The organism is Bartonella sp. Raccoon60 (assembly GCF_002022585.1).
Taxonomy (GTDB): Bacteria; Pseudomonadota; Alphaproteobacteria; order Rhizobiales; family Rhizobiaceae; genus Bartonella; species Bartonella rochalimae.
In genome coordinates this window covers 640320-656206 of the sequence record NZ_CP019786.1, presented here as the reverse complement: position 1 = coordinate 656206, position 15887 = coordinate 640320, and the positions used below count along the sequence as shown (strand labels likewise).

Annotated in this window: 11 protein-coding genes and 1 pseudogene; all 12 read right to left on the bottom strand. The window is 34.9% G+C overall.

What is annotated here, in order from left to right; all coding sequences use genetic code 11:
* Positions 1-49: 49 nt before the first annotated feature.
* Positions 50-3550 carry a transcription-repair coupling factor gene (gene mfd, locus Bra60_RS02905; RefSeq protein WP_078698055.1) on the bottom strand — a complete coding sequence of 1167 codons (3501 nt, stop codon included), beginning with the start codon at positions 3548-3550 and terminating at the stop codon, positions 50-52.
* A gap of 6 nt (positions 3551-3556) precedes the next feature.
* The gene (locus tag Bra60_RS02900) at positions 3557-3847 is read right to left on the bottom strand and encodes an FAD assembly factor SdhE (RefSeq protein WP_078673742.1); all 291 of its coding nucleotides are present in this window, start codon (positions 3845-3847) and stop codon (positions 3557-3559) included.
* Positions 3848-3920: 73 nt separating this feature from the next.
* Positions 3921-4600, bottom strand: a pseudogene (locus Bra60_RS02895) (ABC transporter ATP-binding protein).
* Positions 4600-5868: a lipoprotein-releasing ABC transporter permease subunit gene (locus Bra60_RS02890; RefSeq protein ID WP_078698054.1), complete on the bottom strand. Its 1269-nt coding sequence runs from the start codon at positions 5866-5868 to the stop codon at positions 4600-4602. Before Bra60_RS02890 ends, Bra60_RS02895 begins: the two are co-directional and overlap by 1 nt.
* An 11-nt stretch (positions 5869-5879) precedes the next feature.
* Complete coding sequence (gene proS, locus Bra60_RS02885; protein WP_078688549.1) at positions 5880-7205, bottom strand: proline--tRNA ligase; 1326 nt, start codon at positions 7203-7205, stop codon at positions 5880-5882.
* 227 nt (positions 7206-7432) lie between these two features.
* Complete coding sequence (locus tag Bra60_RS02880; protein ID WP_078688548.1) at positions 7433-9109, bottom strand: ribonuclease J; 1677 nt, start codon at positions 9107-9109, stop codon at positions 7433-7435.
* Positions 9110-9161: 52 nt separating this feature from the next.
* Positions 9162-9971 (bottom strand): biotin--[acetyl-CoA-carboxylase] ligase, encoded by an 810-nt coding sequence (locus Bra60_RS02875; protein ID WP_078698053.1) that lies wholly within the window; start codon positions 9969-9971, stop codon positions 9162-9164.
* The gene (gene nuoN, locus Bra60_RS02870) at positions 9971-11425 is read right to left on the bottom strand and encodes an NADH-quinone oxidoreductase subunit NuoN (protein WP_078698052.1); all 1455 of its coding nucleotides are present in this window, start codon (positions 11423-11425) and stop codon (positions 9971-9973) included. Before nuoN ends, Bra60_RS02875 begins: the two co-directional genes overlap by 1 nt.
* Positions 11426-11442: 17 nt before the next feature.
* On the bottom strand, positions 11443-12912 hold the full coding sequence (locus tag Bra60_RS02865) for an NADH-quinone oxidoreductase subunit M (RefSeq protein WP_078688545.1): 1470 nt from the start codon (positions 12910-12912) through the stop codon (positions 11443-11445).
* Complete coding sequence (gene nuoL, locus Bra60_RS02860) at positions 12912-14876, bottom strand: NADH-quinone oxidoreductase subunit L (RefSeq protein WP_035005844.1); 1965 nt, start codon at positions 14874-14876, stop codon at positions 12912-12914. The genes Bra60_RS02865 and nuoL overlap by 1 nt, the downstream gene beginning before the upstream one ends.
* 6 nt (positions 14877-14882) lie before the next feature.
* Positions 14883-15191 carry an NADH-quinone oxidoreductase subunit NuoK gene (gene nuoK, locus Bra60_RS02855; protein WP_035005845.1) on the bottom strand — a complete coding sequence of 103 codons (309 nt, stop codon included), beginning with the start codon at positions 15189-15191 and terminating at the stop codon, positions 14883-14885.
* A 13-nt stretch (positions 15192-15204) separates the two neighbouring features.
* Positions 15205-15825 (bottom strand): NADH-quinone oxidoreductase subunit J, encoded by a 621-nt coding sequence (locus tag Bra60_RS02850; protein ID WP_078688543.1) that lies wholly within the window; start codon positions 15823-15825, stop codon positions 15205-15207.
* Positions 15826-15887 lie beyond the last annotated feature (62 nt).

Sequence of the window (15887 nt, the reverse complement as noted above, 5' to 3'; positions counted from 1 at the left end):
TAGAATAATATGTAAAGTAAAATGAGTATAAAAAAATTTTTAATTTAAATTAAGCAGAACATTTTGTTGCCATTTCTGCAAGCTGTGTCATAATATTTGCTACACCAACAAGTCTTTCATTTACTTTAGTCCAATCACGAATAAAAACAATGCTTTGATCTGGTCGAATTTTTGCCATTGATCCTTGTTTCTCAACCCATTGAACAAGAGCAATACCATTTTCAAAGTAATTATTGCGAAATTGTATAACAATCCCCTTTGGTCCAGCATCTATTTTTTCCACATGTGCTTTTCGACATAATATTTTGATGTAAAAAACTTTAAGTAGGTGTTGAACCTCAAGTGGCAAAGGACCAAAGCGATCAATTAATTCAGCTCCAAATTCATCAATTTGTTCTATATTATCAAGTTCTGTTAAACGACGATAAAGCCTCATACGCAATGATAAATCAGGTACAAAATTTTCTGGTATGATCACTGCTGTACCAAGAGAAATTTGAGGTGACCACTGATTATCTCTCTCATGTTGGCCATCTTTTAATTCAGCAACGGCTTCTTCAAGCATTTTTTGGTAGAGTTCAAACCCAACTTCTTTGATGTGTCCTGATTGTTCTTCACCTAATAAATTACCTGAACCTCGAATGTCCATATCATGACTAGCCAGTTGAAAACCTGCACCTAATGTATCAAGGGACTGCAAAACTTTAAGACGACGATCTGCTGCAGGAAGTAAAACTTTACCAGAAGGGAAAGTAAAAAGTGCATAAGCACGTTGTTTTGAACGCCCTACTCTACCACGCAACTGATAGAGTGCAGAAAGACCAAACATTTCAGCACGATGTACAATTAATGTATTGGCTGTTGGAATATCGAGACCTGATTCAATGATGGTAGTTGAAAGTAATACATCATATTGCCCATCATAAAACGCATTCATAATATCATCAAGTTGTCCAGCTGGCATTTGTCCATGTGCTATAACAAATTTAATTTCAGGCACATGCGTTTTGAGATATTCTTCTACATAAGAAAGATCAGAAATACGCGGGCACACATAAAAACTCTGTCCACCTCGATAATATTCACGTAATAATGTTTCGCGTATAACCATCAAATCAAAAGGTGAAATAAAAGTACGTACAGCCATTCTATCGATAGGTGGAGTTGTAATTAATGAAAGTTCACGTAGCCCCGATAAAGCAAGACTTAATGTTCTTGGTATAGGAGTCGCTGAAAGTGTAAGAACATGAATATCACTTTTTAATTCTTTTAGACGCTCTTTATGTTTTACTCCAAAGTGCTGTTCTTCATCAATGATAAGAAGTCCTAATCGTGAAAAACTCACTGAATCATTGAGTAATGCATGTGTTCCAATAACAATGTCGATCGTACCCTCTGAAATACCTTTTTTAATTTGCGCCAATTCTCTCGCTTTTACAAGCCTTGACAAATGAGCAATCTTAACCGGTAGCCCTTGAAAACGAGCAAGAAAAGTTTTGTAATGTTGTCGTGAAAGTAAAGTTGTAGGCACAACAACAGCAACTTGATAACCATTTAATGCTGCAACAAAAGCACTGCGAATAGCAACTTCTGTTTTGCCAAAACCTACATCACCACAGATTAAACGATCCATTGGTTTTCCTGATGCTAAGTCATCTAAAACAGCATTAATGGCATCCATTTGATCATCTGTTTCCTCATAAGGAAAGCATGCAACAAATTCATCAAAGAGCCCTACTGGTGGAGTTAGAGTAGGTGCTGAACGCGTCGCACGTTCTGCAGCTATACAGATCAATTGACCAGCAATTTTTAATAAATGTTTTTTAAGGCGTGCTTTACGTGTTTGCCATCCAACACTTCCTAATTTATCCAACGTGACATTTGTACTTTCTGATCCATAACGAGATAAAAGTTCAATATTCTCAATGGGTAAAAATAGCCGATCGCCTCCAGCATAATTGATTTCTAAACAATCACGTAAAATCCCTGTTGTCATGATAGTTTTGAGACCAATAAACTGTCCAATACCATGATCAACATGTACAACGATATCACCAGAATTTAAGGAAGCAATTTCAGAAATAAAATGCGCATTACTTTTACGCTTTTTTGGTGATCTTACTAATCGATCACCAAGGATATCTTGTTCCGCTATGACAACAAAATCTTCAATTTCAAAGCCATGCTCTATCATTAAAACAGCAGCTAAAATCCGATCACGCGGTGTTGCTTTTACGGTTTGTAATGATTTTGCAATTTCTACTTTTTGTAAACCGTGTTCATCAAGAACTTGCAGTAAACGATCCATAGATCCTTCACTCCAAAAAGCCAAAAGTACTTTCTTACCAGAAGATCGCAATGAAGTAATGTGATCAACTACACTTGAAAAAACATTTTTATCTGGAGCATTACGTTCTTTTATAAAATCATAGCCCTGTGTAGCATTTGTATGAATAACTGTCTGTTTCAGTGTTCGTGAAATATTAAAAGGTGTAAAATCAATACGCAAACCACACTGCTCTACACATGTTAAAACTTGTTCGGGTGTCCAATAAAGAAGATTAGGCTCTATTGGATGATAAGAAACATCATTCTCTTGATTATTTTCGCGTTCTTTGCGCGCATTATAATAATCTACAATAAGACGATATCGTTCAATGAGAGCTTCTTCTATGAGATGCTCAAAAACAACAGGTAGATTACCACAGTGATCAAAAAAACTATTGAGATTTTCATAAAATAATGGGAGCCAATGCTCCATACCTGAAAAACGCTTCCCTTGAGAAATAGCCTCATAAAGCATGTCACTTTTTTTGGGTACCCCAAAAAAACGAATATAATTGCTTTTAAATCGGCTAATAAACTCAGGAGTGAGAGTAATTTCACTCATCGGCTGTAAAAATAATTCTGTTTTATTCGCTATTGTTCGTTGCGTCTCTGGATCAAATACGCGAATGGTTTCTAAAGTTTGGCCAAAAAAATCAAGACGAAAAGGTTCCGTATAACTAGAAGAAAAAATATCAATAATTCCTCCCCTTACAGCAAATTCACCAATATCACGTACAGTTGCAACACGTTCAAAACCATTATGTTCTAAATAATGAATTAAATATGTCATATCCATACATTGACCAATACGCACATGGATAATTTGATCATCAATCATTGCACAAGGTGGTAGTTTTTGAATAACTGTATTAGCTGTTGTTAATATGATTGAAAACCGTGGATTTTTACGCAGATCTGACATATGAGCCAAAGCTGAAAGACGACGTGCAGTAATAGCTATCCCAGGTGATACGCGATCATAAGGTAAACAATCCCATGCCGGAAACTGAAAAACAGATAAATTAGGTTCAATGAAATTTAAAGCTTGCTGTAAATAAGCCATTTTTGTTCCATCACGAACAACATAAACAAGTAGTTTATCTTGAGCAATTTCTGCACTTAATTTAGCAAGTGCAAAAGCTTCAAATCCATCAACAACACCATCAAAAATCATACCACTAGGCGTATTTGGAGGAATAACAATTTTTTTTAATATAGCCATTTTGATTTAATTAAAATTTATACGAGAGCAATAATTTATAATATCGCGAAAAAGTGCACTATCTACCTCAGGTGGTATAGAAACTTCTCTTGTAATCCACCCTAATAAATCACGATCTTCAAAAGACATAATATATTCAAGTTCAGAAACTGTTTGATCACTCATCTTGGCAATATGTGCATCAACATATTGGCCCAAAATCAAGTCTACTTCACGAATACCTCGGTGCCATGCACGAAAAATCAATCGGCGACGACGTGAATCCAATCGATTTTCATCAATGGCTAAATTTGTCATAAAAATCTCCTAACAGACAAAAATAAACATACACTACACTGTTATTTTTTTAGAATAAATTTGTATCTCAATATTAAGGAAGTTCAATAATTTTTTTTTCTTTAATTGTAATTCGACGATGCATCTGTTTGGCTAAACCATAATTGTGTGTGGCAACAAGGGCAGCAAGACCAGATTGGCGCACAAGTACTGATAGAGCTTGAAATACATATGCTGAAGTTGTAGGATCAAGGTTTCCTGTAGGCTCATCAGCTAAAAGTACAGAAGGCGCATTTGCTATAGCACGCGCAATTGCAACACGTTGTTGCTCCCCCCCGATAGTTCTGATGGACGGTGTTTAGCGCGGTGAGCAACGCGAAGATAGCTTAATAATTTAAAGGCACGATCTTCTGCAATAGATTTTTTCAATCCTGCAATCATTTGAGGAATCATAACATTTTCTAAAGCTGTAAATTCTGGTAGTAAATGATGAAATTGATAGACAAAACCAATATCATTTCGTCTGATTGCTGTGCGTTCACCATCAGAACGTTTTGCACAAGAAATACCTCGTAACAAAATATCGCCAGCTGTTGGTCTTTCTAATAATCCTGCGATATGAAGAAATGTTGATTTTCCAGAACCAGATGGTGCTACAAGTGCTACAATTTCTCCACGTTTTAGAACAAAATTGGCTTTATTCAAAATAACTAAAGGTTTGTTATTATCAACAAAATGTTTCTCAATCTCAACAAGTTCTAAAACAGTAGACATCATTCATACCTTAACGCTTGTATAGGATCTAATTTAGCAGCACGCCATGCTGGAATAAGAGTCGCAAGAAAAGATAAAAACAAAGACATCATAACTACCATAGCAATCTGTCCCCACTCAATTCGAGCGGGCAACTTTGCTAAAAAATAAAGCTGAGGATTAAAAACATCGACATTAAACAGCCAAGATATAAAGTCCTGAATATGATTAATATTTATAGTAACTATAATTCCTAAAATTAAACCCAGTATCGTTCCAATAAGTCCAATTGCCATGCCAGTGGTAATAAATATATGCATAATCGCACTTTGATCCGCTCCCATTGTACGCAGAATTGCAATATCATGGCTTTTATCTTTTACAAGCATTATTAAGCCTGAAATAATATTCAAAGCCGCAACGAGAATAATAAGAGAGAGAATAAAAAACATAACATTTCGTTCAACTTGTAATGCTGAAAAAAAAGACTGATTTTGCGTACGCCAATCAATTAAATGAATTTGTTGATTAACTGTTTTTTCTATCACCGGTTTTACTTGATCAATAGCATCAGGATCATTAAGAAATAACTCTAAAGATTGAATTTTTTCCTCTAAATTAAAGAAAATTTGTGCTTCATGAAGAGGCATAAAAACAAATATTGAATCATATTCTGACATGCCAACTTCAAAGATAGCAACGACTTTATAAGCTTTGACACGTGGCGTAACTCCAAAGGGCGTATCATCACCATCTGGTGTAATGATGCGCAGATGACTTCCAACTGTAAGACCCAATTTTTCTGCCAAACCACTTCCAATTGCAATGCCTTCTTCTTTATCAAATTGAGCGAGTGTACCTGAGATAATATTTTGAGCGACTGTTTTCAGTTTCATCAAATCTTTTTGACGTACACCACGAACTAAAGCACCAGTTCCTCTTTCGACATTACCCTGGACAAGAGCTTGTCCTTCAATAATCGGAAGAACTAATTTTATATCCTTGATAGATTCCAGAGAAGAAATAAGAGTATTATAATCAGTAAAATTGGAATCAATGGTTTGTACAATAAGATGCCCATTCATTCCTAAAATACGATTGAGGAGTTCTGTCCGAAAACCATTCATAACTGCCATAACAACAACTAAAGCAAAAACTCCTAACATAATTCCAATTAAAGAAATAATTGAAATAATAGATGTAAACATATGTTTTTTATTAGGAATCATATAACGGAAAGCAATCATCCATTCATAAGATGAAAATCTTTTATTCCTCAAAACAGTCATGATATTGCCCATCAAATTACCGAAAATCGGTTTAGCACAGCTTCAACCGTTAAAACTTCTCTAAGACCTGTTTTTCGATCTTTAATTTCAACTTCATTTTGTGTAGCCTTTTTAGGACCAATAATCATTTGTACCGGCAAACCAATCAAATCCATTGTTGCAAATTTCGATCCAGGACGCTCACTCGTATCATCTAACAGTGGATCAAAACCACTACGTATAAGCCCCTGATAAAGAGTTTCACATATATAACTACATTTTTCATCATCTGGTTTCATATTGATGATACCAAAATCAAATGGTGCGATTGATTTTGGCCAAATAATACCATGTTCATCATGAGAAGACTCAATGACTGCCGCTACAAGACGCGAAGGTCCAATCCCATAAGATCCCATAGAAACAAAGTGCTCTTTTCCATCTTGTCCCATAACTTTTGCCCCCATTGGAGCAGAGTATTTTGTACCAAAATGAAAAATATGTCCTACCTCAATACCACGCGCTGAGAGCTTATTACTGTCAGAGACTTTACTCCACTCTTCTTCATTATGCATTTCTTCTGTTGCAGCATATAAAGATGTCCATTGTCTAACAATATCAGCTAAAACATCCTTATCGGTAAAATCAATTGAAACAGATGGAACTGTAAATTCAAGAAATCTTTTGTCACAAAATATAGAACTTTCACCTGTTTTGGCTAAAATAATAAATTCATGACTAAGCTCACCGCCAATTGGACCTGTATCAGCACGCATAGGAATTGCTTTTAAGCCAACACGAGAAAAAGTGCGTAAATAAGCAACAAACATACGATTATAGGATATTTTTGCACTCGCATAATCAAGGTCAAAAGAATAAGCATCTTTCATCAAGAATTCGCGTGCGCGCATCACACCAAAACGTGGACGAATTTCATCACGAAATTTCCATTGAATATGATAGAGATTTAGTGGAAGATCTTTATAAGAACGAACGTATGAACGGAAAATATCTGTTACCATCTCTTCATTAGTCGGACCATAGAGTAAATCACGATCTTGACGATCTCTAATGCGTAACATTTCAAGACCATAATCATTATAACGCTCACTTTCACGCCAAAGATCAGCAGATTGAATCGTTGGCATCAATATTTCTAAAGCTCCAGCTCGTTCTTGTTCTTCACGAATAATCTTACAAATCTTGTCAAGAACTTTTTTACCTAATGGTAACCAAGAATAAATTCCTGATGTTTGTTGACGTACCATACCAGCTCGCAACATAAATCGATGTGAAATAACTTCTGCTTCCTTAGGACTCTCTTTTAAAATAGGCAGAAAATATTGAGAAAGACGCATTAAAACTATTACTCCTAATTAGACTTATCAAATTACAGCAATTTACAAGTGGCATTTATAGCTATATTCTGAAGGCTTGCAAATATGATAATAATATTGAAATATTATCTTCTATCTTTTCTTTAACTGCACTTACATAAAAAGTGTGAAGTCTGTATTTGTACAATGAGCTAATTGAAATAGTTTTATCTTCTTTTTATAAAAAATAATCGAATATTAAAATACTTTTATTTTGAACGATGTAAAAAAACTACACAAATAGGCTTTTTCCCCCAAATCTTATTAACAGCTGCTCTTACTGCACGCCTCGCAGCTTCTCGGATAAGTTCATTATCTTTTCTTTTTGCACGCGGAATATTATTAATGGCATTTTCAATAACATTTAGAAGAATATCTTCTAATAATTCCCCTGCCCTATCGCTTTTAGGAAGACCAAACATTATAAGACCAATATCATCAATTAAATCATGCTTACTATTCATGTGAAGAGAAACAGAAACATGACCAACATAACTTAACTTGCAACGCTCACGAATTCCTAATTCATCTTCATTACCAAGCAGAAAACCATCTTTATAAATACGACCAACAGCGACTTGATCAATAATTTCTACTGGTTCTGGTGCAAGACGAAATATATCACCATTTCTAATTCTAGCAACAGTTTTTATGCCAACTTGTTGTGCTAAAGTTTCTTGAGCTGTAAGATGTATCGCTTCACCATGTACAGGAATAAGGATCTGTGGTTTTGTCCAATCATACATTTGTAAAAGTTCTGAACGACGGGGATGACCTGAAACATGTACAAGAGCATCTCGATTGGTAATAATGTTAATACCCTGATCAATAAAACGATTTTGTATATCAATAATAGCTTTTTCATTACCTGGAATATTACGTGATGAATAAATAATTGTATCACCAGGAGAGAGAGCGATATTTTTCATTTCATTTCGTGAGAGTTTTGCTAATGCAGCACGTGGTTCACCTTGACTACCAGTTACTACCAAAACAATATTTTGGGGTGGAATATGGCTATAATCTTCTTCTGTTATAAATGGTGCTATATCATCCATATAACCAAGCTCTTGTGCGACCATAACACTACGCTTTAAAGAACGTCCTACCAAAAGAACTTGACGTCCAACAGATTCTGCAGCAAGAGCAATTGAGCGTATACGGCCAATATTAGAGGCAAAAGTTGTAATAGCAATTCGACCTTTAACTTTCAAAATAATTTCAGAAATACTTTCCTGAACTTGTTGTTCCGATGGTGATATACCATTTTGAAGTGCATTAGTGGAATCACATAATAAGGCTAATACACCTTTATTCCCCAAAGTCCGAAACCGTTCTTCATCTGTTATAGGCCCAAGTGAAGGCGTATGATCAACTTTCCAATCCCCAGTATGAATCACATTTCCTAAAGATGTTGTAATAGCTAAAGAAACTGCTTCTGGAATCGAATGATTAACAGAAATAGCTTCGATTGAAAATGGTCCAACCTGAAAGCAATCGCCAGATTGAAAAATATTAACTGGAATTTCATGAAATTCAAAATCTGACTGTCTTTTACTCTCTAATAATCCAGCTGTAAAACAAGTGCAATAAATTGGAATTTTAAGCTTTGGCCATAAATCAAGAACAGCACCATAATGATCTTCATGAGCATGTGTTAAAATAAGACCACAGACATTATGTTTTTCATTTTCTAAAAAACGAATATCTGGCAAAATAAGATCTACTCCAGGTAATTCAGGACCTGCAAAACTAACTCCCATATCAACAAGTAACCATTCACGACAATCTTTAGGACCGAATCCATAGGCAGCTAGATTCATTCCTATTTCTCCAACTCCTCCTAAAGGTAAAAAAACCAATTCATTCTTATTGGCAACAGTCATAAATGTCTCCTAAATTATTAAGATAACTCATGCTGAAATAAAACTTTATAAGTCAATTACAATCTACATCAGCAGAAGCAGCTAAACCGAAATGAACATCTCCAGATGTTATGATTGCCCGCTGACCATTTTTTTGTTTTACAATACAGTTAAAATCACAATCAAGACTATCAAAAATACCTTCAATGATCCTTTCATCGCTATTTACTGTAATGTGTTGTCCAAGATGAGAACAATATAAAAGCCATTTTTTACGAATTGTATCACATCCATAGGGTTGTTTCCAAAGAAGATAATTTTCAGCAAAATATTGCGTCAGAGCGGTAAACAATTGTTCTTTATCAATATTTAAACCAATATTCTTTATACTTGAGGTTGGATACGGCGCATCTTCATAATGGTATTCTACATTCATACCAATACCAATAACTAATGCATATTTTTGCGGAGTTAGTTTGAAAAGTTCAAGTAAAATCCCACAGCTTTTAGCTCCTTTAAGTAAAATATCATTCGGCCATTTTAAACTAATAATGTCGTTAGCTTGCTTTTCATTCTTTATAAATCGTTTGACAGCCTCTAACATACTTACTCCAGCAACAAAACTAAGTTGAGCAGCAGTCTGATGGATAATATCATCAATTAATAAAAGGCTAGAATAAAGATTTCCTTTTGGACTACTCCATATTCTTCCTCTTCTAGCTCTTCCTTGTGTTTGTTCATTCGCAACAATCCAAAGATACCCGTGATGTCCAGAATGTGCCTTTTGCTGTGCAACAAGATTTGTTGAGTTAACACTTTCATATGATTCAATATCATACCCTTGTTTTTTTGCAAAGTCTGACAACACATAAACCATATTCACTAAAACAATGCTGCAGCTGCTTGTTCTGCCAATTCAGAAAATACAATTCCAAAAAACACATAAAATAAAATGAACAATGCAGAAAAAGTAAGACAAAACTTAAGTTCGCTTGATAAAGAAATAAAGCCAGCTTTTGCATCATCAAACCACATAATTTTGATGACACGCAAATAATAAAAAGCACTAACCACAGAAGCTAATACACCAACGACAGCAAGCGGAATAAGACCTGCATGAACAGCTGCAGAAAATGTATACCACTTTCCAAAAAAACCTGCCATAGGTGGTATACTTGCTAACGAAAAAAGATGTATTGTCATAATAATAGCCATAAACGGATTTGTTTTTGCCAATCCTGCAAGATCATAAATATTTTCAACATTTCCATCATGCGACCGCATACTAAGAATGAAAGAAAACGAACCAAGTGTCATAACAAGATAAATGGTTATATAAATGATAACACCTTTTACCCCAAGTACATTTCCTGCAGCTAACCCAACAAGAGCATATCCCATATGACTAATCGATGAATAAGCCATTAGACGCTTAATATTACTTTGACCAATTGCAGCAAATGCACCTAATATCATTGATGCAATCGCTATAAATACTATAATTTGCTGCCATGCAGGCATAAGGTTATCAGCGTTATCAAGTGGAATAAAAGCAACAACAATTATACGAATAATTAACGCCATTGCTGCAATTTTAGGGGCACCAGCAAAAAACGCTGTAATAGGTGTTGGCGCGCCTTCGTAAACATCAGGTGTCCACATATGAAATGGAACTGCAGAAATTTTGAAAGCCAAACCAGCTAAAATAAACACAATTCCAAAAATAACACCTAACTGCAAAACCTCACCTTTTAAAGCCAATGCAATTTCATGAAAGCTAATTTGGCCAGTAAAACCATAAAGTAATGAAATACCATAAAGAAGTAATCCTGAAGACAATGCACCTAAAACAAAATATTTTAATCCTGCTTCAGAAGATTTAACATTATTACGATTAATAGCAGCTAAAACATATAAAGATAAAGATTGTAGCTCTAACCCCATATAAAGAGACAGCATATTACCTGCTGAAATCATGAACATCATACCAAGGGTTGCAAACAGAACCAATACTGGAAATTCAAATATATCAAATTTTTGAGCACAGGTAAAAGAAACAGACATAATGAGAGCAAATAATGCGCCAATAAGCGTTAAAATTTTCATATAGCGGCTAAAAGAATCAATGATGAGCGCATCTGTGCAAAAAAAACCGCTTTTTGGAAAGATCATCATGATAATAATAGTTGCAATAAGAAGAGCAATCGCTAAACCTGTAACAGTTAAATATGAATGCGCTCTAGAATAAACGCCGATTAAGAGCAGTGCTATTCCTCCCAAGGCAATTAAAATCTCAGGAAGAATTAACACTAATTGAGTTATTATTTCAGTTTGCATGAGCGTTCATCTTTTATTTAGTGCAGCTGGTTGATCAAAGATTCTACCGCAGACATTGTTGTTTTAAAAATTGGTGTTGGATAAACACCAAAAAATATTGTGAGAATAACCATTGGATAAAGGGTGAATTTCTCTATTGGTGATAGATCAAGAAGAACTTTCAAGTTTTCTTTTTCTAAAGAGCCAAAAACAATGCGCCGATAAAGATAAAGTGCATAAGCTGCTGATAAAATAACGCCAGTTGTAGCAAAAACAGCAACCAATTTATTAACTTGGAAAACACCTATTAGAGTTAAAAACTCGCCGATAAATCCTGAACTTCCAGGTAACCCAATATTTGCCATAGTAAAAATCAAGAAAACAACAGCATATTTAGGCATGTTATTTACTAAACCGCCAAACGCTGAAATTTCACGTGTATGTAAGCGGTTATAGATCACTCCAACACAAAGAAATAAAGCCGCTGAAACAATTCCATGCGATAGCATCTGATAAATAGCACCTTGAATGCCTTGTTCATTAGCAGAAAAAATACCCATCGTTACATATCCCATATGCGCCACCGATGAATAAGCAATCAGTTTCTTTATATCACTTTGAACAAGTGCAACTAAAGATGTGTAAATAATCGCAACTAGCGATAATGTGAAAACTAAAGAAGAAAAATCAGCTGAAGCAATAGGAAACATTGGTAATGAAAAACGAATAAAACCATAACCGCCTAATTTAAGTAATATGCCAGCTAAAATAACAGAGCCTGCTGTTGGTGCTTCCACATGAGCATCAGGCAACCATGTGTGAACTGGCCACATTGGCATTTTAACAGCAAAAGAAGCAAAAAATGCAAGCCACAACCACGTCTGCATATGTGTATTAAACTGGTAGGTTAACAAAGTTGGTATATCAAGTGTTCCTGCTTCCCAATACATAACCATGATAGCAACCAGCATGAGCACTGAGCCAAGCAAAGTATATAAGAAAAATTTCATACTTGCATAAATACGACGCGCCCCACCCCAAACACCAATAATAATAAACATTGGAATAAGGCTACCTTCAAAAAAGATATAGAATAAGATTGCATCAAGAGCACAAAAAACTCCAATAATTGCAACTTCGAGAAGAAGAAAAGCAATCATGTAATCTTTTAATCTATCTTGAATAGTATTCCAACTTGCTAAAATACAGAAAGGTAAAAGAAAAGCTGAAAGAACAACAAAAAGAACAGAAATACCATCGATACCTACATGATAACTAATATCACTACCTAACCAGTGGAATTTCTCAACCATCTGAAAATCAGAGTTTGTAGTATCAAATCCTGCCCAAATAACTAAAGAAATAATAAAAACAAACACAGTCGTAAAAAACGCTACATTACGTATATTGCGTTTTGCTGCTTCACTATCATCCTTGATTAATAAAATCAGGAACACACCAACAAGCGGCAAAAAAGTAACAGTAGAAAGAATAGGCCAGTCGGTCATCAATTTAAGCTCCTAATCATCATCCATGTGATGAGTGTTGCCACGCCAATCAGCATTGCAAATGCATAATGATAAAGATATCCTGTTTGCATGCGGATAACTTTATTTGTGATGTTAATAATACGTGCTGCAATGCCATTTGGGCCTAAACCATCAATAACCTTATTGTCACCTATTTTCCAAAAAAAGTTACCAATTCCCAAGGCAGAACGAACAAATAAAATATTATAAACTTCATCAAAATACCATTTATTATAAAGAAATCGGTGTAATATAGGTAAAAATTCAGCAATTCTTTTAGGAATTGAAGGAACTAGAATATAAAATAAATATGCTAAGGTAAAACCAAGAATCATCGCTGTAAATGGCGACCATTTTACCCAGTCAGGTACATTGTGTGCTTCATGAAGAATATGATTATGACTTCCCGTAAATAATGCACCTTTCCAAAAAGCATCATAAAAGTCACCAAAAAAATAAGGCTGGAAAATTACACCAGCAAACAATGCTCCGATAGATAAAATAAATAATGGAACTAACATCACTGGAGCTGATTCATGCACATGATGCATAACATCAACGGTTGCACGTGTCTTGCCATGAAATGTCATAAATATGAGCCGCCAAGAATAAAAACTCGTTAATAAAGCAGATAAAATAAGAAGCCAAAAAGCATATTCTGACGCAATATTATGCGATGCAAAGGCAGATTCTATAATAGCATCTTTTGAAAAAAATCCTGCAGTGCCAAAAAAAGTTCCAGGAATTCCAAAGCCTGTTAAGGCAATAGTCCCTATAAACATCATCCAATAAGTTGTTTTTATATGTTTATATAATCCACCCATTTTTCGCATATCTTGTTCATCAGAAACAGCATGAATTACAGACCCTGCTCCGAGAAATAATAAGGCTTTAAAAAAAGCGTGCGTAAAAAGATGGAAAATGGCTGCTCCATATGCTCCAACCCCTAACCCAACAAACATATAACCAAGCTGTGAACAAGTAGAATAAGCAATAACGCGCTTGATATCATTTTGTACGACTCCCACAGTTGCAGCAAAAAATGCTGTCGTTGCCCCAATAATAATGATTACTGTTAAAGCATTCGGAGAAAGTTCAAAAATCGGTGACATACGCGCAATCATAAAAACACCAGCCGTTACCATTGTAGCTGCATGAATGAGCGCAGATACTGGAGTTGGTCCTTCCATCGCATCAGGAAGCCACGTATGTAAAAGAAATTGTGCTGATTTACCCATAGCGCCAACAAATAAAAGAAGACATGTAATAGTAATTACTGTTTGTCCCCCAAAATGACCACCTAAAAACGTCATACCCTTTATAAAATTATTATCTGCAGCTTTTGTAAAAATATCTACAAAATTAACTGACTGAAATAAAACAAAAATATTGAATATTCCTAATAGAAAACCAAAATCCCCAACACGATTAACTACAAAAGCTTTCATTGCTGCCTTATTAGCAGAATCCCGCTGAAACCAAAAACCAATCAACAAATAAGATACAAGGCCAACACCTTCCCATCCAAAAAACATTTGAATTAGATTATTGGCTGTCACCAACATCAACATCATAAATGTGAATAAAGAAAGATAAGCAAAAAAACGAGGCCTTGAAGGATCATGATGCATATAACCAATTGAATAAATATGAACTAATGCCGAGACACTATTCACTACAACAAGCATAACAGCTGTCAATGTATCAACATGCAAAGACCAATTAAACACTAATTTATCAATAACTACCCATTGCAATAGCGGTATATCAACTGTTGAAGCATTATTAAAAGCCATACTTAAAAAAGATATCCATGATAACCCAGCAACAATCATCATAAAGCTAGATGTTACCAGCTCACTAGCACGAGGAGCTATAGTCTTTCCACCTATTGCAGCAATTAAAAAACCTAAAAGCGGAAGAAAAACGATCATATAATACATCACGTATCAGCCCTTCATCACATTAACATCTTCAACCGCAATAGAACCACGATTACGAAAAAACACAACAAGAATTGCTAGACCAATTGCTGCTTCAGCAGCTGCTACTGTCAAGATAAATAAAGAAAATACTTGCCCAACTAAATCATGAAGAAAAGCTGAAAACGCAACAAAATTAAGATTGACCGAGAGCAATATAAGCTCAATTGACATAAGAATGACAATTACATTCTTTCTATTTAAAAAAATACCAAGAATGCCAATTGTAAATATCAATACAGAAACAGTGAGATAATGAACAATATCAATGTACATAATAATCTTTCCGCTAAATACCTTTACCTGATTCAACTTTTTTAATTTCAATTGCACTTTCTGGTGTTCTCGCAACTTGAACTGCAATCGACTGTCGTTTAACTCCTGATCTGTGACGGAGTGTCAGAACAATAGCGCCAATCATTGCAACTAATAAAATTAATCCTGAGATTTGAAAGTAGAAAACATAATCTGTATAGAGAATGTCTCCTAGTGCTTGAGTATTTGTTCGCTGTGTTAAATCTGGCGTTGGTTGTGTAGCATGAACTCCTGAAACTGGAAAAAAACTGTTGCTAATAAAAACAAAAATAAGCTCTATAGCGATTATAATACCAATAAAAGCACCAATAGGAGCATATTTGAGTGTACCACTTTTTAATTCAGCAAAGTCAACATCAAGCATCATAACTACAAATAAAAATAAAACTGCTACAGCACCAACATAGACAATCAATAAGATAAGTCCTAAAAATTCTGCTCCTGCAAGCAAAAACAAAGCCGCGGCATTAAAAAATGCCAGTATTAAAAATAAGACTGAATGAACAGGATTACGTGCGACAACAACAATGACCGCACTTATAAGCATAATGAAAGCAAAAATATAGAAAAATGCCGCTGCTAGACCTGTTAGCATAGACTTCCCCTCAATCAATAGGTATGAATTTTCATACCAGACTATCCTTATCGGATACATTA